Genomic DNA, 17,896 nt, shown 5'->3' on the forward strand with positions numbered 1-17,896 from the left:
CCGCCGGGCACCGACAACGGCCCCCGGTTTTCCCCGCTCACCCCGACGCGGGCTCCAGCAGCTTGGTCACCACCCGGTCCAGCGCCGCGAGTTCCTCCGGGTCCAGGGCCACCAGGCCCGGCGGGGGAGTGCCGAGGATGCGGTCGGCCTCCTCCGCGGCGGAGGCGCCGGCCGGCGTGACGCTCAGGAGCTTGCGGCGCCGGTCCCGCGGGTGCGGCGTGCGCTCCACCAGCCCCCGCCGGGCGAGGTCGTCGACGACGAGCGTGACGTACGGGCGGTCCGTCATGAGGTCCGCGGCGAGGTCGCCCGGGGTGACGGGGTCGGCCGCGATCCGGCGCAGCGCCTTGACCCGGAAGAAGCTCATGCCGAGGGCGTCGGCGACCTCGCGGCGGCGCTCGTTGCGCTCGAGGACGAGTGTGCGCAGGTCGCGCCACACCCGGGCGGCCGTGGCCTCGTTCACCGGGCGCCCACCGGCTCGCGGGCGGCGTCGGCGCTGAGACGCTCGGCGGCGCGTTCGGCGGTGGCCGCCGCCCACCGGCCCGAGGTCAGCCACCCCAGCGTCAGGATGGCCACACCGCAGCCGGTGATGATCCACCACGCCGTGAGGTCGAGGCCGGCGGCGAGCGCGGCGCCCATGACGGCCACGCCCAGGGACTGTCCGACCTGCCGGCTGGTCGATGCCACCGCCGCGGCGACACCCGCCTGGGTCCGCGGCATGCCGGAGACGGCGGTGTTGGTGATCGGCGCGTTGACGAAGCCGAAGCCGATGCCGAACAGGACGTACGCGGTGAACAGCTTAGGGTCCGAGGCCGTCGCGTCCAGCGCGGCGAACATCACGCCGCTCGCCGTGGTGGCCACACCCGCCAGAAGCAGCGGCAGCCGCGGGCCGCGGCTGCCGACCATGCGGCCGGACAGCGGGGCGCAGACCAGGGCCATGGCCGCCATCGGCAGCAGGTGCAGTCCGGCGTCCAGGGCCGACATGCCGCGCACGTCCTGCAGATACAGGGTGTTGAGGAAGAGGAAGCCGGCGAGGGCGGCGAAGGCGCTCACCGCTATCACCGTCGCCCCGCTGAAGGGCGCGCTGCGGAAGAAGCGCGGGTCGATCAGCGGTTCCCTGCGCCGCCGTTCGTAGGGGACCAGGGACGCCGCGGAGAACAGGGCGAGCGCGAGGCAGCCGACGATGACGGGGGAGCCCCAGCCCGCCGCGGGAGCCTCGATGATGGCGTAGGTCAGCGAGCCGAGCAGCGCGACGACCAGCAGCTGGCCGACCGGGTCGATCCGGCGCGGCCGGGGGGCACGGGACTCGGGCACGTACAGCGCGGTGAGCACCAGGGCGAGCAGCCCGATCGGCAGGTTGATCCAGAACACCGAGCGCCAGCCGACGGTCTCCACGAGCGCGCCGCCGATGATCGGCCCGGCGGCCATGCTGATGCCGACGACGCCGCCCCACGCCCCGATCGCCCGCGCGCGCTCGCGCGGGTCGGTGAAGACATTGGTGATGATCGACATCGCGACGGGGTTGAGCATCGAACCGCCGATCGCCTGCAGCATGCGGAAGACCACCAGCCACTCCAGGCTGGGGGCGATGCTGCACAGGGCGGACGCCCCCGTGAAGATCACCAGACCGGTGCGGAAGATCCGGCGCCGCCCGATCCGGTCGGCGGTCGAGCCGGAGAGCATGAGCAGCGAGGCCAGCACGAGCGTGTAGGCGTCGATGGTCCACTGCAGTCCGGAGATGGAGGTGTGCAGGTCCCGGCGCATGGCGGGCAGCGCGACGTTGAGGATCGTGTTGTCGAGGCTGACGATCAACAGGCTCATGCAGCAGATGGCCAGCACCAGAAGGCGCCTGCCCCGGCTCAGCTCGGGCATCGGCTGTTCGGTCTCCTTGATCTGGATTGATTGTACGTGTGTAACCATTTCACGCTACACCCAACCTCGCCCCGGTGATACGGGAGAATGGTCCGCATGACTGCTGACGCCACCGCTCCCGCACTCCGTATCGGCCCGCACACCGTGTGGCCCCCGGTCGTGCTGGCGCCGATGGCCGGGATCACCAACGCGCCGTTCCGCACGCTGTGCCGCGAGTTCTCCGGCGGCAAGGGGCTCTTCGTCTCGGAGATGATCACCACCCGGGCCCTCGTCGAGCGCAACGACAAGACCATGCAGCTGATCCACTTCGACGGCAGCGAGAAGCCGCGCTCGATCCAGCTGTACGGGGTCGACCCGGTCACCGTCGGCAAGGCGGTCCGGATGATCGTCGACGAGGACCTCGCCGACCACATCGACCTGAACTTCGGCTGCCCCGTCCCCAAGGTGACCCGCAAGGGCGGCGGCTCGGCCCTGCCCTACAAGCGCAACCTGCTCCGCTCGATCCTGCGCGAGGCGGTCGGCAACGCGGGCGACCTGCCCGTCACGATCAAGATGCGCAAGGGCATCGACGACGACCACACCACCTATCTGGACGCCGGCCGGATCGCCGTCGAGGAGGGTGTCACCGCCGTCGCGCTGCACGGCAGGACGGCCGCCGAGCACTACGGGGGCACGGCCGACTGGGAGGCGATCGCCCGCCTCAAGGAGCACGTCCCCGAGATCCCGGTGCTGGGCAACGGCGACATCTGGAGCGCCGCGGACGCGGTCCGGATGATGCGGGAGACCGGCTGCGACGGCGTCGTCGTGGGCCGCGGCTGCCTCGGCCGCCCCTGGCTCTTCGGCGACCTCGTGGCCGCCTTCGAGGGCGGCGGCGCACCGGCCGCCCCGACGCTGCGCGAGGTCGCCGGGGTCATGCGGCGCCACGCCGGGCTGCTGGGGGAGTGGCTGGGCGACGAGGAGCGCGGTGTCATCGACTTCCGCAAGCACGTCGCCTGGTACACCAAGGGCTTCTCCGTCGGCTCGGAGATGCGCCGCAAGCTGGCCATGACCTCCTCCCTCGCCGAGCTCGACGCCCACCTCGCCGACCTCGACCTCGACCAGGAATGGCCGGATGGCGCCGAGGGGCCGCGCGGCCGGACGGCCGGGAGCAAGCGCGTGGTGCTGCCGGACGGCTGGCTGGAGGACCCGTACGACTGCTCGGTGGTCGTCGGCGCCGAGGCCGAGCTGGACACTTCGGGCGGCTGAGGACGTTTCGGGGACCCCGGCGACGCCCGGACCGTAAGACGAAGGGCGCGGGGGCGAGTGATTCTCGCCACGCCTGATAGGGGTATTGCTCAGATGAGCGGCCCGAGTGTCACCACATCTCTCCAATGAGTGGCACTGGGTGCCATCGTTGTCGTGGACACATGCTCAAGTCATCCGTCGCATGGAGTGACCGACTCCAGGTGTGCCGATCACGTGGCGAGAGCATGTGTTCGACGATTGAACGCATGCCGCGTTCACCCGTAGGGGTGCCACGACTTTCGATCTCTCGGCGGATGGGTGGTTACGACCGTGTGACCTGGTGATTGACGTACTGCGGCGCCTTCGGGATGGGTACGCTCCCCGCCGTCAGGGCATCCCGGCCGCGAGGAGCGAGTCCCGTGTCGGAAGAACAAGTAATCCAGAAGTTCGTCTACGACTTCACTGAGGGCAACAAGGAACTCAAGGACCTGCTCGGCGGCAAGGGCGCGAACCTCGCCGAGATGACCAACCTCGGTCTGCCCGTCCCCCCGGGCTTCACGATCACCACCGAGGCCTGCAAGGTCTACCTGGAGTCGGGCGCCGAACCCGCGGCGCTGCGCGACGAGGTGAGTGCGCACCTCGAGGCGCTCGAGCGGAAGATGGGCAAGAAGCTCGGGCAGGCGGACGACCCGCTGCTGGTCTCCGTCCGCTCCGGGGCGAAGTTCAGCATGCCGGGCATGATGGACACGGTCCTCAACATCGGCCTCTCCGACGCCTCGGTCGTGGGCCTGGCCGCCCAGGCCGGCAACGAGCGCTTCGCCTGGGACTCCTACCGGCGCCTGATCCAGATGTTCGGCAAGACCGTGTTGGGCGTCGACGGCGAGCTCTTCGAGGACGCGCTGGAGGACGCCAAGCGCGCCAAGGGCACCCACGACGACCTCGACCTGGACGCGGGTGACCTGCAGCGCCTGGTGGAGCAGTTCAAGGCCGTCGTCGCCAAGGAGACCGGACGGGACTTCCCGCAGGATCCGCGCGAGCAGATGGACCTGGCCGTGCGCGCCGTCTTCGACTCGTGGAACGGCGAGCGGGCCAAGCTCTACCGCCGCCAGGAGCGCATCCCCGGCGACCTGGGCACGGCCGTCAACATCTGCTCGATGGTCTTCGGCAACCTCGGCTCCGACTCCGGAACCGGCGTCGCCTTCACCCGCGACCCGGCCACCGGCCACCAGGGCGTCTACGGCGACTACCTGAGCAACGCGCAGGGCGAGGACGTCGTGGCGGGCATCCGCAACACCGTGCCGCTCGCCGAGCTGGAGCAGCTGGACAAGACCTCCTACGACCAGCTGATGCAGATCATGGAGACCCTCGAGACGCACTACAAGGACCTGTGCGACATCGAGTTCACCATCGAGCGCGGCAAGCTGTGGATGCTGCAGACCCGCGTCGGCAAGCGCACCGCGGCCGCCGCCTTCCGCATCGCGACCCAGCTGGTCGACCAGGGCCTGATCGACGAGGCCGAGGCGCTGCAGCGGGTCAACGGGGCGCAGCTGGCGCAGCTGATGTTCCCCCGCTTCGACGAGAAGGCCAAGGCCGAGCGGATCGGCTGGGGCATCGCCGCCTCGCCGGGCGCCGCGGTCGGCAAGGCCGTCTTCGACTCGTACACCGCCGTGAAGTGGTCGCGCTCCGGCGAGAAGGTCATCCTCATCCGCCGCGAGACCAACCCCGACGACCTCAACGGCATGATCGCCGCCGAGGGCATCCTCACCTCGCGCGGCGGCAAGACCTCGCACGCCGCCGTCGTCGCCCGCGGTATGGGCAAGACCTGCGTGTGCGGCGCCGAGGAGCTCGAGGTCGACACCAAGCGCCGCCGGATGACGGCCCCCGGCGGGGTCGTGGTCGAGGAGGGCGACGTCCTCTCCATCGACGGCTCCTCCGGCAAGGTCTACCTCGGCAAGGTGCCGGTCGTGCCCTCCCCGGTCGTGGAGTACTTCGAGGGCCGCATGCACGCCGGCGCCGACGACGCCGACGAGCTGGTGCGGGCGGTGCACCGGATCATGGCGTACGCGGACCGGGTCCGCCGGCTGCGGGTGCGCGCCAACGCCGACAACGCCGAGGACGCCTCCCGCGCCCGCCGATTCGGCGCCCAGGGCATCGGCCTGTGCCGCACCGAGCACATGTTCCTCGGCGAGCGCCGCGCGCTGGTGGAGCGGCTGATCCTCGCCGACACCGACTCCGAGCGCGACAAGGCGCTCTCCGCGCTGCTGCCGCTGCAGAGGTCCGACTTCGTCGAGCTGCTCGAGGCGATGGACGGGCTGCCGGTGACCGTGCGCCTGCTCGACCCGCCGCTGCACGAGTTCCTGCCCGACATCACCGAGCTGTCGGTGCGCGTCGCGCTCGCCGAGGCGCGCAAGGACTCCAACGAGAACGACCTGCGGCTGCTGCAGGCCGTCCACAAGCTCCATGAGCAGAACCCGATGCTGGGCCTGCGCGGTGTGCGCCTGGGGCTCGTCATCCCCGGCCTGTTCGCCATGCAGGTGCGGGCCATCGCCGAGGCCGCGGCCGAGCGCCGGAACGCCAAGGGCGACCCGCGGGCGGAGATCATGATCCCGCTGGTGGGTACCGTCCAGGAGCTGGAGATCGTCCGCGACGAGGCCGAGGCCGTCATCGCCGAGGTCGAGGCCGCCACGGGCACCGAGCTCAGCCTCACCCTCGGCACGATGATCGAGCTGCCCCGCGCCGCCCTGACCGCCGCCCAGATCGCCGAGGCCGCCCAGTTCTTCTCCTTCGGCACCAACGACCTGACCCAGACGGTCTGGGGCTTCAGCCGCGACGACGTCGAGGCGAGCTTCTTCACCGCCTACCTGGAGAAGGGCATCTTCGGCGTCTCCCCGTTCGAGACCATCGACAAGGACGGCGTCGGCTCCCTCGTCCGCGCCGCCGCCGAGGCGGGCCGCGCCACCCGGCCCGACCTCAAGCTCGGTGTGTGCGGCGAGCACGGCGGCGACCCCGAGTCCGTCCACTTCTTCCACGAGGTGGGACTGGACTACGTCTCCTGCTCCCCGTTCCGCATCCCCGTCGCGCGCCTCGAGGCGGGCCGGGCCGCGGCGTCGGACAGGGGCGGCGACAGCCGGTAACCCCGGCCCGGAAGACCATCTCCAACCCTCACCGGGGGCGGCACCTTTGTGCGAAGGTGCCGCCCCCGCTTCCGTTCCGCCCGGTTACGAGCGGAACGGGCCGCGCACCTCGTAGGTGATGCCGCCGGACGAACTGCCGCTCGTACCGCGCTGGGAGGAGAAGTACAGCCGGGTGCCGTCGGGGGAGAAGGCGGGACCGGTGATCTCGGAGCCGGACTGGCCGCTGACGCGCAGGAACGGCGAGACGACGTCGGCCGGGGTGATCAGGCAGATCTCCATGTTGCCGCCGTCCTCGGCGACGTAGAGGTCGCCCGAGGAGCTTCCGGTGATGTTGTCCACGCCCGTCAGCGGGGCGCTGCCGGAGACGAGGGAGTCGTCGTAGGCCAGCGCGTAGGTGCCGGCGGCCAGGTCGAGGCGCCAGACGCGGTTGTCGCCCTTGGTGGTGAACCAGACGGTGTCGTCGGCGTAGTGGCAGCCCTCGCCGCCGTTGAACCTCTTCGCGCCGGAGACCTGGCTGCGGGTGGCGGTGGGGGAGCCGTCGGGGTCGGGCACGTTCGCCCAGGTGAAGGAGCCCGAGGCGGCGGTGCCGGCGACCAGCACCTGCAGGGTCCCGCCGGACAGGTCGCCCCAGGTGGCCGGGACGAACCGGTAGAAGCAGCCGTTGGTCTCGTCCTCGGTCAGGTAGACCACCTTGCGCACGGGGTCGGCCGCGGCCGCCTCGTGCTTGAACCGGCCCATGGCGGCGCGGCGGACGGCCGCCGCCACGCCGCGGGGGTCGGTCTCGTAGACGTGGCCGAGGCTGACCTCCTCGCAGGACAGCCAGCTGTTCCAGGGCGTCCTGCCGCCGGCGCAGTTCTGCCGGGTGCCGGAGAGGATCCGGTAGGCACCCGTGACGTTGCCCGAGGAGTCGAACCGCACCGCGCTCGCGCCGCCGCCCGGGTCGACCTCCGAGTTGGAGACGTAGATCCAGCCGGTGCCGTCGGCGAAGCACGCGCCGCCGTCGGGCGCGCTGTGCCAGGTGTACGAGGTGCCCGCGACGGTCCGGCCGGAGCGTGCGATCACACGGCTGGTGAAACCACCGGGCAGGGCGATGCCGTTGGCGTCGGGCGCCAGCAGCGCGCCGTAGGGGCCGGTACCGGGCTGGGCGGGCGCGGCGTAGACCGCCCCCCGCATCAGGGTGCCGCCGAAGGCGGCCGCCGAGCTGCCGACCACCGCTCCGCGCAAGAAGGTTCGACGTTCCACGATCACTCCAGGGACGACGGGTGGCCCGCCCGGACCCGACGCCGCGGGCGGGTCGCGCACCGGAAGGCTAGGGCGCGCCGCCTGACGTGGGCACCAACGCGGCGTGACCCCTCCGCCACGTTCTGCCGCATTCACCGTCCTGGCAGACGGCGCGGCTCACCCCGCCGCGGGCAGCTCGTAGCGGACGCCCGTCAGCTGCTCGGAAGCCGCCCACAGCAGCTCACCCGACCGGTCGTCGCGGGTCCACGGGGCCCGCCAGGAGGGAACGGGGGACCCGCGCCACCCCTGGAAGCGGGGGCCGGTGAAGGAGTCGGGGAGCACACCGGGCGCCGTGGCGGCGTACAGCAGCGGGAGCGCGCCGGCGTCCGCGGACTGGGCGATCACCCGGTTCCCGAGGTTCACCACGCGCTCGACGGTCCGGCGTTTCTCCATGCGCGCGGCGCGGGTCTGCAGCGCGGTGCTCGCGTAGCCGGGGTGCGCCGCCGCGGCGACGGTCCCGGCGCCCGCGGCCGCCAGCCGCCGGGACAACTCGTGGACGAAGAGCAGGTTGGCGCTCTTGGACCGGGCGTAGGCGATCCAACGGCGGTAGCGGCGCTCGCTGTTGAGATCGCCCGGGTCGACGTTGGCGACCGCGTGCATGCCGCTGGAGACGGAGACGATCCGGGCGCCCGGGGTGGCCAGCAGGCGCGGCAGCAGCAGCCCGGTGAGGGCGAAGTGGCCGAGGTGGTTCACGCCCATCTGGGTCTCGAAGCCGTCGGCGGTGGTGCCGTACGGCAGCGCCATCACACCGGCGTTGTTGACCAGCAGGTCGAGGGTGGTGCCGTCGTACCCGGCGGCGAAGGCGCGCACCGAGGACAGGTCCCCCAGGTCGAGGTGGCGGTATCCGGCGCGGGCGCCCCGCACTTCGGCCTTCAGACGGTCGACGGCCTCCTTGCCGCGCGTCTCGCTGCGGCAGGCGAGCAGCACCCTCGCGCCTCTGCGGGCGAGTTCGCGGGCGGCGCAGTAGCCGATGCCGCTGTTCGCTCCGGTGACGACGGCCGTGCGGCCGCTCTGGTCGGGGATGTCCTTCGCGGTCCACACCATGCGGGCCAGCGTAGGGCCGCCGCGCCGCCTTTCACACGGGTGCGCGACGGCCCTTCGGCGTCAGGAGTGCGGGGGACGGTCCTCGCCGGTGCCGCCGGTGCCGAACTCGTCGCCCATCTTGTCCTGAGCGGTGTCGACCTGGCGCTGGTACTTCCCGCCGGTCTTGTCGTCCAGCATGTCGCCGCCCTTGCCGATGCCCTTCTGGGCCTGGCTCTCGTGGCCCTTCAGCTTGGCCTTGATCTTGTCGAACATGGACATCGCTGTCCTCCTCGCCGTCAGTGGCACTTCTCTCAGCATCACCGCCCCGACGAAGATCCGCATCCGGAGCCCGCGGTGTCCCGAATCCGCAGGTCAGAGGCCCGTGCGAGCCGTGCTCGCAGGGGACCGTCCGCGTGGCGGCCGCCCACCGGACGGTGTACGCGAATCCCGGGGCGCCCCGCGCGGCGGCGTTCCGCTCGTACACGCCCCGCCGGGTCCGGCCGCCGCCGGTTCGTGCCGTCACCCGGCACGACCTGTCGGCGATCGGCACGGGGAAGGGGGTGCGACCTGCCGTCGCGGGCGAGGGCCGACGGAGGGTCAGGGGGCGGGGGAGACCCGGCCGCCGATGTCGACGGTGCCGTCGGGGTGGGGGCGGGTCAGGATCTGCGAGGCCACGCCCTGGCGGACGTCCAGCGGACGCCCCAGTTCGGCGGTGAGCACCAGGGCGGCGGCACCGGTCGCCTCGTCCTCGACGATCCCGTCGCCGCGGCGCGGGAAGGCCCGCGCGCGCACGCGCCCGGCCGCCTCGTCGGCCCAGGCCCACGCGTAGAGCCAGCCCTCGCCGGGCGGCGGCGCGGGAAGCGCGTCCACCTCCTCGGGTGAGCCGAACCGCTGGGTGCGGCGTCCCGACGCCCACTCGGCGCGCCCGCGCACCCAGGTGAGCCCGCCCTCCGCCCAGGCCTTCACCTCGCCGGCCGGCGGCCGCAGCACCTCGGCCCCGAGCAGCCACGCCGTCCCCACCGCCGGATGGCCCGCGAAGGGCAGCCGCACGCTCGGCGTCCAGATGTCGACGACGCCGCGTCGGGTGTCGTCGACGAAGACGGTCTCGCTGAAGCCGAGCTCCGCGGCCAGCCGCCGCCGCGCCTGCGCCCCGGGCACGGACGTGCCGTCCCGCACCACCCCGAGCAGGTTCCCGCCCCGCCCGTCGGGACCGACGAACACCCGCAGCACCTCGACTTCGGCCATGGACCGATTCAAGCAGGTGCCGCGCCCGTCACCGCATCCGCACCGGGAAGGCCGGGACGGAGACCGCCTCGTCGTCGAGGCAGCGGCCGTTCTCCAGGTCGAAGCGCTGCTTGAGCAGCGGGGAGGCGACGAAGGCCCGGCCCTCGGCGGTGGAGCCGATCAGGCCGCGGGACAGGACGTAGGCGCCGGTGAAGGGGTCGCGGTTGTCGATGGCGTAGGGACGCCCGTGGCGGTCGGTGAACAGGGCCGCCTGCCGGCCGTCGGGGAGGAGGGCGGCGACGCCGCGGCCGGGGGTGAGGGTGTCGTGGTCGCACACGGCGATCCAGTCGGCGGTGCCCGGGAGGAGGACTTCGACGTTCATGCGGTGGTGGTCCCTTCGAGGGTGCGGACGGCGAGCACGGGGCCGGCGAGCAGGCCGAGGTCGGGCTTGACCTGGTCCCGCTCGGGGACGAAGCGGACGGAGGGGTCGGGCACGCCGGGCGCGTTGACGAAGGAGACGAAGCGCCGCAGCCGCTCCGGGTCGTCCAGCGTCTGCGCCCACTCGTCGCGGTAGTTGGCGACATGGCCGGCCATCTGCCGCTCCAGTTCCTCGCAGATGCCGAGCGAGTCGTGGACGACGACGTCCCGTACGTGGCCGAGCCCGCCCTCGATCCGCTCCAGCCAGGCGGAGGTGCGCTCCAGGCGGTCGGCGGTGCGGATGTAGAACATCAGGAAGCGGTCGATCAGCCGGACCAGTTCGGCGTCGCTCAGGTCCTGGGCGAGCAGGTCCGCGTGGCGCGGGGTGGCGCCCCCGTTGCCGCCGACGTAGAGGTTCCAGCCGCCCACGGTGGCGATGACGCCGAAGTCCTTGCTCCGGGCCTCCGCGCACTCGCGCTGGCAGCCGGAGACGGCGGACTTGAGCTTGTGCGGGGAGCGCAGGCCCCGGTAGCGCAGCTCCAGGTCGATGGCCATGCGGACGCTGTCCTGCACGCCGTAGCGGCACCAGGTCTGCCCGACGCAGGACTTCACGGTGCGCAGCGCCTTGCCGTACGCGTGCCCGGACTCGAAGCCGGCGTCCACCAGCCGGGCCCAGATCAGCGGGAGCTGGTCGACCCGGGCGCCGAACAGGTCGATCCGCTGGCCGCCGGTGATCTTGGTGTAGAGGCCGAAGTCGCGTGCGACCTCGCCGATCACGATCAGCTTCTCCGGGGTGATCTCGCCGCCGGGGATGCGGGGCACGATCGAGTACGAGCCGTTCCGCTGCAGGTTGGCCAGGAAGTGGTCGTTGGTGTCCTGCAGCGCCGCCTGCTCGCCGTCCAGGACGTAACCGGAGGCGCCGATCGCCGGGGCGAGCGAGGCGATGATCGAGCCGACGGCCGGCTTGCAGACCTCGCAGCCGTCGCCCCCGCGGGCGCCCTCGCGGCCGTGACGGTCGAGCAGCTCGCGGAAACCGGTGATGCGCAGCGCCCGCACGATCTCGAAGAGCTCCTGGCGGGTGTGGGCGAAGCAGCCGCACAGGCCCTTGTCGACCTCGACGCCGGAGGCCTCCAGTTCGGCGGTGACCAGCTGGCCCAGTACCTTCACGCAACTGCCGCAGCCGGTCCCGGCCCTGGTGCACTTCTTCACCTCCGGGACGGTCGCGCAGCCGTGCTCGGTGACGGCGCCGCGGATCGTGCCCTTGGTGACGTTGTGGCAGGAGCAGATCACCGCCTCGTCCGGCAGCGCGGACGGGCCCAGCGCCACCGGGGCACCCGCGCCCGCCGGCAGCACCAGCTGCTCCGCCGGGACCGGCGGCACCGAGCCGGTGAGCGGGCGCAGCATGCCGTACTGCTCCGCGTCGCCGACGAGGATGCCGCCCAGCAGCACGCCGTCCCGCGAGACGACCAGCTTCCTGTAGACCCCCGAGCGGGAGTCGGAGTAGACCACGTCGAGGCAGCCCGCGGTCGCGCCGTGCGCGTCGCCGAAGGAGGCCACGTCCACGCCGAGCAGCTTCAGCTTGGTGGAGGTGTCGGCGCCGGTGAAGGAGCCCTCCTCGCCGGCGATGGCCTTCGCCGCGGTCTCCGCCATCTCGTAGCCCGGCGCCACCAGGCCGTACACCCGGCCGTCGGAGGCCAGGGCGCACTCGCCGATCGCGTAGACGTGCGGGTCACCGGTGCGGCAGGCCGCGTCGACGACGATGCCGCCGCGCTCGCCGACCGGCAGCCCGCACTCCCGGGCCAACTGGTCGCGCGGCCGTACGCCCGCGGAGAAGACCACCAGGTCGATGTCGAGCGACGAGCCGTCCGACAGCGCCATGGCCCGGACCGAGCCGTCGCCGGCCGTGAGGATCTCCTGCGTGCCCACCCCCGTGTGGACGGCCACGCCCATGTCCTCGACGGTGCGCCGGAGCGCCTCGCCGCCGCCCTCGTCGACCTGCACCGGCATCAGCCGGGGAGCGAACTCCACGACGTGCGTGTCCAGTCCGAGCCCCTTGAGGGCGCCGGCCGCCTCCAGCCCGAGGAGCCCGCCGCCGACGACCGCGCCGGTGCGGGAGGTCATCGCGTACTCCTCGATCGCCAGCAGGTCCTCGATGGTGCGGTAGACGAAGCAGCCGCCCGCGTCCCTGCCGGGGACCGGCGGTACGAAGGGGTACGAGCCGGTGGCCAGCACCAGGGTGTCGTAGCCGACGGTGAGGCCCGAGCGGGCGGTGACGGTCCGGGCCTCCCGGTCGATCGTCACCGCCGGGTCGCCCAGGTGCAGTTCGATGCCGTGCTCCGCCATGAAGCCGGTCTCCACCAGGGAGAGCGCCTCGGGGCCGGTGCCGGCGAAGTACGAGCTGAGCTGGACGCGGTCGTACGCCGGGCGGGGCTCCTCGCAGAGCACCACCACCCGCGCGCGGGAGGTCAGGCCCCGGTCGGCCAGCGCCTCCAGGAACCGCTGTCCGACCATCCCGTGGCCGACGAGCACAATGGTGGGCGTGGTCATGTCAGGACCCTCCGTTGTCGGTGAGCAGGTGGAGCGGGGGAGAGGGCAGCGGCTCGTCGCCCTCCCAGGTGCGGGCGAGGGTGCCCACGGTGGCGAGGTCGCCGAGGAGGATGCCGCCGACGAGGCGGTCACCGCGCAGCACGACCTTCCGGTACGCGCCGCGCGTGGCGTCGGCGAGCCGGAGCACGTCGTCGCCGGGGGCGGGGGTGGTCTCGCCGAAGGAGGCGATGTCCAGGGCCGCCGGGCCGTTGAGGGTGAGCCGGGTCAGCGAACGGGTGCCGCCGTACCGCGGCGCCGGGCCGGCCGTCAGGACGTCCGCCAGCGCGTCCGCCTGCTCGGTGGCCGGGCCCGCGAGACCGTAGACGACGCCGGCGTGCTGGGCGCAGTCGCCGATGGCGTGGACCGACGGGTCCGAGGTGCGCAGCGCGTCGTCCACGACCACCCCCTCGGCGACCGCCAGCCCCGCCGCCCGGGCGAGTCCGACGCGCGGCCGGACGCCGCAGGCCAGCACGACCAGGTCGGTGCCGAGGCGGTAGCCGTCGGCGAGTTCGACCGCGGTGACCACGGGACGCGCCGTCCGGCGTTCGCCGCCCGCCCCGCGGGGCAGGGTCAGCGGACGTGGTCCGGCGCGGGTGCCTCCCGAGCGCGCCGCCAGGGCCAGGCGCAACTGCCACGAGGGCTCCGCGCCGCCGTCCGCGTCGCCGGTCAGCAGACCGCGCACCCGGCACTGGGTGTGCACCTCGACACCCAGCCCCTCCAGATGCGCACGCAGCAACTCGGCCGCGGAAGCGTCGAGATGGCGTTCCATCAGGTGCTCGCCCTGGGTGGCGACCACCACCTGCGCCCCGCGTGCCGCCAGCGCCCGGGCCGCCGACACCCCGAGCAGCCCCCCGCCGACGACCACCGCGCGGGCCCCGGGGCGCACCGCCGCCGAGAGCGCCAGGCAGTCGTCCATCGTCCGGAAGGCGTGCACCCCCTCCGGGAAGGAGCCGCCGTCCTCCGTGAACAGCCCGCGCAGCGGCGGCAGCACCGGATTGGAGCCGGTCGCCAGCACCAGCCGGTCGTACCGCAGCACGCCGCCGTCGTCACAGACCACGGCCCGCTCGCCGCGGTCGATCCGCACCACCCGGACACCCCCGCGCACCACCGCGCCGGGCACGCCCGGCAGGGCGACCGCCTCCGGCGCGTACCGGCCCGCCAGCACCTCCGCGAGCAGTACCCGGTTGTACGGGGCGTGCCGCTCCTCGCCGACCACCGTGACGTCCGCCCCGGAGGGCGCCAGACGCTGCGCGAGGCGCGCCCCCGCCATTCCGCCGCCGACCACCACGATTCTCATGGCACGAGCCTGCGGTGCCGCTGTTACCCGGCCGGATCCCCGCCGTTTCCCCCGGGGAACAGTGCCCTCAGCGCCGGACCGGCTCCGCTGTGAGCCCGCAGCGGCCGCAGGTCACGGCCGGTCGACCCTGATCATGGGGATACCGGGCCGGACCTCGGCCATCGACGCGAAGTCCTGGTCGGCGTGGATCAGGGTCAGACCGTGGGCCTCGGCGGTCAGCGCGATGAGGATGTCCATGGGCGACGGTCCCCTGTGGTGCCCGATGGCGATCAGATCGCGCTGCACGGCGTGGATCCGGCGCCAGGGATCGTCGAGCGCCGGGCACGAGCGGAAGGTCCGGCGCAGTACGGACAGAAAGGGCTCGTATTCCCGATCGGCGCGCACACCGGTCATCAACTCGGCTTCACCGGTGAGCACATGGCGACCAGCCCCCGGGCCACCTGCGTGGGCCACGGCTCGGGGATCTGCCGCCGCAACAGGCGCCACACCGCGGAGGTGTCGGCGAGGTAGCTCATCTGCCGCCGCGCTCCTGCTCCGCCAGGTAGTCGAAGTCCAGGACGTCCTCGGCGTGCTCCTGGAGCCATGCGAGACCGCGGGCATGGTCGTCGGCGCTCGTCCCGGCCGCTATCGACAGGGCCAGGTTGATCGTCTCGCGCTTCGTCCTGGTGCCGAGCTGCCGCTGGGCGAAGGCGAGCATCGCGTCGTCCAGATCGATGACCGTGCGTGCCATGACGGCCTCCCCGCTGATATCAGGTGGGATACCTGTATATCAACGGTGATATCGGACGTCGACGGCCCGCGGATCCGCCCGTTCGACGCGGACCGCGCACACCTTGAACTCCGGCATGCGAGACGCCGGGTCGAGCGCCGGATTGGTGAGGGTGTTCGCCCGGCCCTCGCCCGCCCAGTGGAACGGCATGAAGACCGTGTCCGGGCGGATGGCGCGGTCCACCCGGGCCGGCGCCACCGCGCGGCCCCGGCGGGACGTGACGGCGACCGGGTCGCCGTCGGCGACACCGATGCGCTCGGCCAGACGCGGGTGGAGCTGCACGAAGGGACCGGGCGCGGCGGCGTTCAGCTCCGCCACCCGCCGCGTCTGGGCGCCCGACTGGTACTGCGCCAGCACGCGGCCGGTCGTCAGGTACAGCGGGAACTCCCCGTCCGGCTCCTCGGCCGCGGGCCGGTGCAGCACCGGCACGAACCTGGCCCGGCCGTCCGGCGTCGCGAACCGGTCGAGGAACAGCCGGGGTGTGCCCGGGTGCGCGGCGCCCTCCCCGGCCGCCGGCTCCGGGCACGGCCAGAACACGCCGGCCTCCTCCTCGATCCGGCGGTAGGTGATCCCCGAGTAGTCCGCGGGCCCGCCCGCCGACGCGCGGCGCAGCTCGTCGAAGACCTCCTCCGGGTCTGCCGGGAAGCCCTTCTCCCGGCCCAGCCGCGAGGCCAGCCCGTTCAGCACGTACAGGTCGCTGCGCACGCCCTCCGGCGGGTCCACGGCCCTGCGCCGCAGCAGCACCCTGCCCTCCAGGTTCGTCGTGGTGCCCGTCTCCTCGGCCCACTGCGTCACCGGCAGCACCACGTCGGCCATCGCCGCCGTCTCCGACAGCACCACGTCGCACACGGCGAGGAAGTCCAGCGCCGCGATGCGCTCCGTGACGTGCGCCGCCCGCGGCGCGGAGACCACCGGGTTGGAGCCCATCAGCAGCAGGCCCCGCACATCCCGGCCCAGCGCGTCCAGCAGCTCGTACGCGCTGCGCCCCGGTCCCGGCAGGTCGTCCGGGTCGATCCCCCACACCCCGGCCACGTGGGCGCGGGCCGCCGGGTCGTCGAGCCTGCGGTAGCCCGGCAGCTGGTCGGCCTTCTGGCCGTGCTCCCGGCCGCCCTGGCCGTTGCCCTGCCCCGTGAGGCAGCCGTACCCCGACAGCGACCGCCCCGCGCGGCCCGTCGCCAGGCACAGGTTGATCCACGCGCTCACCGTGTCCGTGCCCTTCGACTGCTGCTCCGGGCCCCGCGCGGTCAGCACCATCGCCTCCGGCACGCCGCAGAACATCTCCACCGCCTCTCGGAGCATCGGCACCGGAACCCCCGTGATCCGCTCGACCAGCTCGGGCCAGAGCGTCATCGCCGCGGCGCGCGCCTCCGGCCAGCCGGTCGTCCGCTCCGCGACGAACTCCTCGTCCACGCGGCCCTCCGCGACCACCAGGTGCAGCAGGCCCAGCGCGAGGGCGAGGTCGGTGCCGGGGCGCGGCTGCAGGTGCAGGTCGGCGTGCTCGGCGGTGCGCGTACGTCGCGGGTCCACGACGATCAGGCGGCCGCCGTTCTCCTTCAGCTGCGTGAAGTAGCGCAGCGCGGGCGGCATCGTCTCGGCGGGGTTCGAGCCGACCAGGATCACGCAGCCGGTCCGCGGGATGTCCGCCAGCGGGAACGGCAGGCCCCGGTCCAGTCCGAAGGCCCTGGAGTGCGCGGCCGCGGCGGAGGACATGCAGAAGCGGCCGTTGTAGTCGATCTGGGAAGTCCGCAGTACGACGCGGGCGAACTTGCCCAGGGCGTACGCCTTCTCGTTCGTCAGCCCCCCGCCGCCGAAGACGCCGACGGCGTCGGGGCCGTGGGCGGCCCGCACCCGGAGCAGGCCTTCCGCGACCCGGTCCAGGGCGTCTTCCCAGGGGGCCGGCTCCAGCAGCCCGGAGGCGCGGTTCCTGACCAGGGGCCCGGTCAGGCGCGCCTGAGGGGAGAGCACAGCGGGCGCGGTACGGCCCTTGCCGCACAGGGCGCCCTTGTTCACGGGGAAGTCGCGCTCCACGACGTCCGGGACGCCCCCCTCCCCGGCGGCGGGGCGGAGGCCCATTCCGCACTGCAGGGCGCAGTAGGGACAGTGGGTGTCGACGGTTCCGCCTGCGCTCGCGCTCATGCCGTCCACGATGCGGCGCCGGTGTTTCGCGTCGCGCGCGTGGGGGTTACGGCGGGCGCACGGTGCGCTCCCCGCGGGGCGGTGCCGGGTGTGAGGCGGTGCGACCGCCGGCGCTCGAGCGAAGATCGCCGGGTGCGGACGCCGGTCCGGCCTCAAGGTGCCGTCGGGGTTCACTCGCGCAGGGCGCGGGAGACTCTCCGGGCCGCCGCGCGGACGGCGGGAGCGAGTGTCTGGGGGGATTGGCTGCCCGCCCGGAAGGCGATCGACAGTGCCGCCACGACCGAGCCGCCCGCACCGTGGATCGGCGCTCCGACGCAAGCGACGTCCGGCCCCACCATTCTGTCGCTGCTGGCGTACCCCTCCCTGCGTACGTCGGCCAGCAGGGAGCGGAGCCGGGCGGGAGAGGTGACCGTGTTGCTCGTGTAGCGACGCGGCGGGGCGCTCAGATACTCCTCACGAACCTCGTCGGGCGCGTGGGCGAGCAGAACGAGTCCCGCTCCCGTGGCGAACGCACCGAAGCGGCCTCCCACCCGGCTGTCCGCCTGCGGGGCGCCCGGCGCGCTCAGACGCTCCAGGAAGACGACGTCCAGGTGGTCCCGCACGGAGAGATGGGCTTGGCCGCACGTTCCGTCCAGGGGGGCGCGGAGCTCGGCGAAGGCGTCGTGGGCAAGCGTCAGCTGTGTTCTGGCCTCCGCGTTCGGCCTGGCTCGCCGGAGCCGTTCGCCGTGGGCCAGCCAATTTCCCGCGCCCCGCTGTCGGGGAATAGCCGGTGCGGTCGGCCCGCGAATTGGCCTCACGACTTCTCCGTACCGGTCATCGCATCCTCCTGCCCTGCCCGGCGGGAATGCCGGACGGCACCCGGGGGCATCGATCGGGCCCCGTCGTGTCGCCCCAGCGGCGCCGGGGCCGGGGCGTCGGCCGCCGTCCGGCCCCATA

Annotated in this window: 16 protein-coding genes; 2 read left to right on the forward strand and 14 right to left on the reverse strand. The window is 73.2% G+C overall.

Annotated features, from left to right (window positions below; all coding sequences use genetic code 11):
- Positions 1-37: 37 nt before the first annotated feature.
- Together PV342_RS07570 and PV342_RS07575 are read right to left on the reverse strand one after the other, a co-directional pair.
- A complete protein-coding gene (locus PV342_RS07570) occupies positions 38-460 on the reverse strand; it encodes a MarR family winged helix-turn-helix transcriptional regulator (protein WP_500316256.1) in 423 nt (140 codons plus the stop codon).
- Positions 457-1,869, reverse strand: a complete 1,413-nt coding sequence (locus PV342_RS07575) for an MFS transporter (protein WP_386993716.1) — start codon at positions 1,867-1,869, stop codon at positions 457-459. The genes PV342_RS07570 and PV342_RS07575 overlap by 4 nt, the downstream gene beginning before the upstream one ends.
- A gap of 96 nt (positions 1,870-1,965) precedes the next feature.
- Between PV342_RS07575 and dusB the strand changes: the two genes are divergently transcribed.
- Positions 1,966-3,114, forward strand: coding sequence for a tRNA dihydrouridine synthase DusB (dusB, locus tag PV342_RS07580; protein ID WP_391578026.1), 1,149 nt, complete (start codon positions 1,966-1,968; stop codon positions 3,112-3,114).
- Between the two features lie 416 nt (positions 3,115-3,530).
- Positions 3,531-6,227 (forward strand): pyruvate, phosphate dikinase, encoded by a 2,697-nt coding sequence (ppdK, locus tag PV342_RS07585; RefSeq protein WP_500316437.1) that lies wholly within the window; start codon positions 3,531-3,533, stop codon positions 6,225-6,227.
- An 84-nt stretch (positions 6,228-6,311) separates the two neighbouring features.
- Here the strand turns inward: ppdK and PV342_RS07590 are convergent, their stop codons facing one another.
- The 12 genes from PV342_RS07590 to PV342_RS07645 form a co-directional block, all read right to left on the reverse strand.
- Complete coding sequence (locus PV342_RS07590) at positions 6,312-7,469, reverse strand: alkaline phosphatase PhoX (RefSeq protein ID WP_500316258.1); 1,158 nt, start codon at positions 7,467-7,469, stop codon at positions 6,312-6,314.
- A 156-nt stretch (positions 7,470-7,625) separates the two neighbouring features.
- Positions 7,626-8,552, reverse strand: coding sequence for an oxidoreductase (locus tag PV342_RS07595; RefSeq protein WP_392604718.1), 927 nt, complete (start codon positions 8,550-8,552; stop codon positions 7,626-7,628).
- Positions 8,553-8,612: 60 nt separating this feature from the next.
- Positions 8,613-8,810: an antitoxin gene (locus PV342_RS07600; RefSeq protein ID WP_386993710.1), complete on the reverse strand. Its 198-nt coding sequence runs from the start codon at positions 8,808-8,810 to the stop codon at positions 8,613-8,615.
- A 318-nt stretch (positions 8,811-9,128) separates the two neighbouring features.
- The gene (locus PV342_RS07605; RefSeq protein ID WP_386993709.1) at positions 9,129-9,776 is read right to left on the reverse strand and encodes a PhzF family phenazine biosynthesis protein; all 648 of its coding nucleotides are present in this window, start codon (positions 9,774-9,776) and stop codon (positions 9,129-9,131) included.
- A gap of 28 nt (positions 9,777-9,804) precedes the next feature.
- Positions 9,805-10,137 carry a nitrite reductase small subunit NirD gene (nirD, locus tag PV342_RS07610; RefSeq protein ID WP_386993708.1) on the reverse strand — a complete coding sequence of 111 codons (333 nt, stop codon included), beginning with the start codon at positions 10,135-10,137 and terminating at the stop codon, positions 9,805-9,807.
- On the reverse strand, positions 10,134-12,719 hold the full coding sequence (gene nirB / locus PV342_RS07615) for a nitrite reductase large subunit NirB (protein ID WP_500316261.1): 2,586 nt from the start codon (positions 12,717-12,719) through the stop codon (positions 10,134-10,136). The genes nirD and nirB overlap by 4 nt, the downstream gene beginning before the upstream one ends.
- Position 12,720: 1 nt before the next feature.
- Positions 12,721-14,055, reverse strand: a complete 1,335-nt coding sequence (locus PV342_RS07620) for an NAD(P)/FAD-dependent oxidoreductase (RefSeq protein ID WP_500316263.1) — start codon at positions 14,053-14,055, stop codon at positions 12,721-12,723.
- A gap of 111 nt (positions 14,056-14,166) precedes the next feature.
- Positions 14,167-14,448 (reverse strand): PIN domain-containing protein, encoded by a 282-nt coding sequence (locus PV342_RS07625; protein ID WP_500316265.1) that lies wholly within the window; start codon positions 14,446-14,448, stop codon positions 14,167-14,169.
- Entirely contained in the window at positions 14,448-14,570 is a 123-nt protein-coding gene (locus tag PV342_RS07630; protein WP_400801623.1) for a PIN domain-containing protein, read from the reverse strand. The genes PV342_RS07625 and PV342_RS07630 overlap by 1 nt, the downstream gene beginning before the upstream one ends.
- Entirely contained in the window at positions 14,567-14,785 is a 219-nt protein-coding gene (locus PV342_RS07635) for a type II toxin-antitoxin system VapB family antitoxin (RefSeq protein WP_400801625.1), read from the reverse strand. Before PV342_RS07635 ends, PV342_RS07630 begins: the two co-directional genes overlap by 4 nt.
- 39 nt (positions 14,786-14,824) lie before the next feature.
- Positions 14,825-16,960: a molybdopterin oxidoreductase family protein gene (locus PV342_RS07640; protein ID WP_500316266.1), complete on the reverse strand. Its 2,136-nt coding sequence runs from the start codon at positions 16,958-16,960 to the stop codon at positions 14,825-14,827.
- A gap of 170 nt (positions 16,961-17,130) precedes the next feature.
- Positions 17,131-17,895 carry an IclR family transcriptional regulator gene (locus PV342_RS07645; protein ID WP_472975007.1) on the reverse strand — a complete coding sequence of 255 codons (765 nt, stop codon included), beginning with the start codon at positions 17,893-17,895 and terminating at the stop codon, positions 17,131-17,133.
- Between the last annotated feature and the right edge of the window lies 1 nt (position 17,896).

This window comes from Streptomyces sp. PA03-3a, from assembly GCF_033792735.1.
Lineage (GTDB): Bacteria > Actinomycetota > Actinomycetes > Streptomycetales > Streptomycetaceae > Actinacidiphila.

Excerpts from the sequence above, each read along its gene's own strand:
- PV342_RS07635 (WP_400801625.1), bottom strand. The coding sequence starts at position 14,785 with ATGGCACGCACGGTCATCGATCTGGACGACGCGATGCTCGCCTTCGCC.
- PV342_RS07595 (WP_392604718.1), bottom strand. The coding sequence starts at position 8,552 with ATGGTGTGGACCGCGAAGGACATCCCCGACCAGAGCGGCCGCACGGCC.
- PV342_RS07575 (WP_386993716.1), bottom strand. The coding sequence starts at position 1,869 with ATGCCCGAGCTGAGCCGGGGCAGGCGCCTTCTGGTGCTGGCCATCTGC.
- nirB (WP_500316261.1), bottom strand. The coding sequence starts at position 12,719 with ATGACCACGCCCACCATTGTGCTCGTCGGCCACGGGATGGTCGGACAG.
- PV342_RS07630 (WP_400801623.1), bottom strand. The coding sequence starts at position 14,570 with ATGAGCTACCTCGCCGACACCTCCGCGGTGTGGCGCCTGTTGCGGCGG.
- PV342_RS07600 (WP_386993710.1), bottom strand. The coding sequence starts at position 8,810 with ATGTCCATGTTCGACAAGATCAAGGCCAAGCTGAAGGGCCACGAGAGC.
- PV342_RS07640 (WP_500316266.1), bottom strand. The coding sequence starts at position 16,960 with ATGAGCGCGAGCGCAGGCGGAACCGTCGACACCCACTGTCCCTACTGC.
- dusB (WP_391578026.1), top strand. The coding sequence starts at position 1,966 with ATGACTGCTGACGCCACCGCTCCCGCACTCCGTATCGGCCCGCACACC.
- PV342_RS07625 (WP_500316265.1), bottom strand. The coding sequence starts at position 14,448 with ATGACCGGTGTGCGCGCCGATCGGGAATACGAGCCCTTTCTGTCCGTA.
- nirD (WP_386993708.1), bottom strand. The coding sequence starts at position 10,137 with ATGAACGTCGAAGTCCTCCTCCCGGGCACCGCCGACTGGATCGCCGTG.
- PV342_RS07605 (WP_386993709.1), bottom strand. The coding sequence starts at position 9,776 with ATGGCCGAAGTCGAGGTGCTGCGGGTGTTCGTCGGTCCCGACGGGCGG.
- PV342_RS07645 (WP_472975007.1), bottom strand. The coding sequence starts at position 17,895 with ATGGGGCCGGACGGCGGCCGACGCCCCGGCCCCGGCGCCGCTGGGGCG.
- PV342_RS07620 (WP_500316263.1), bottom strand. The coding sequence starts at position 14,055 with ATGAGAATCGTGGTGGTCGGCGGCGGAATGGCGGGGGCGCGCCTCGCG.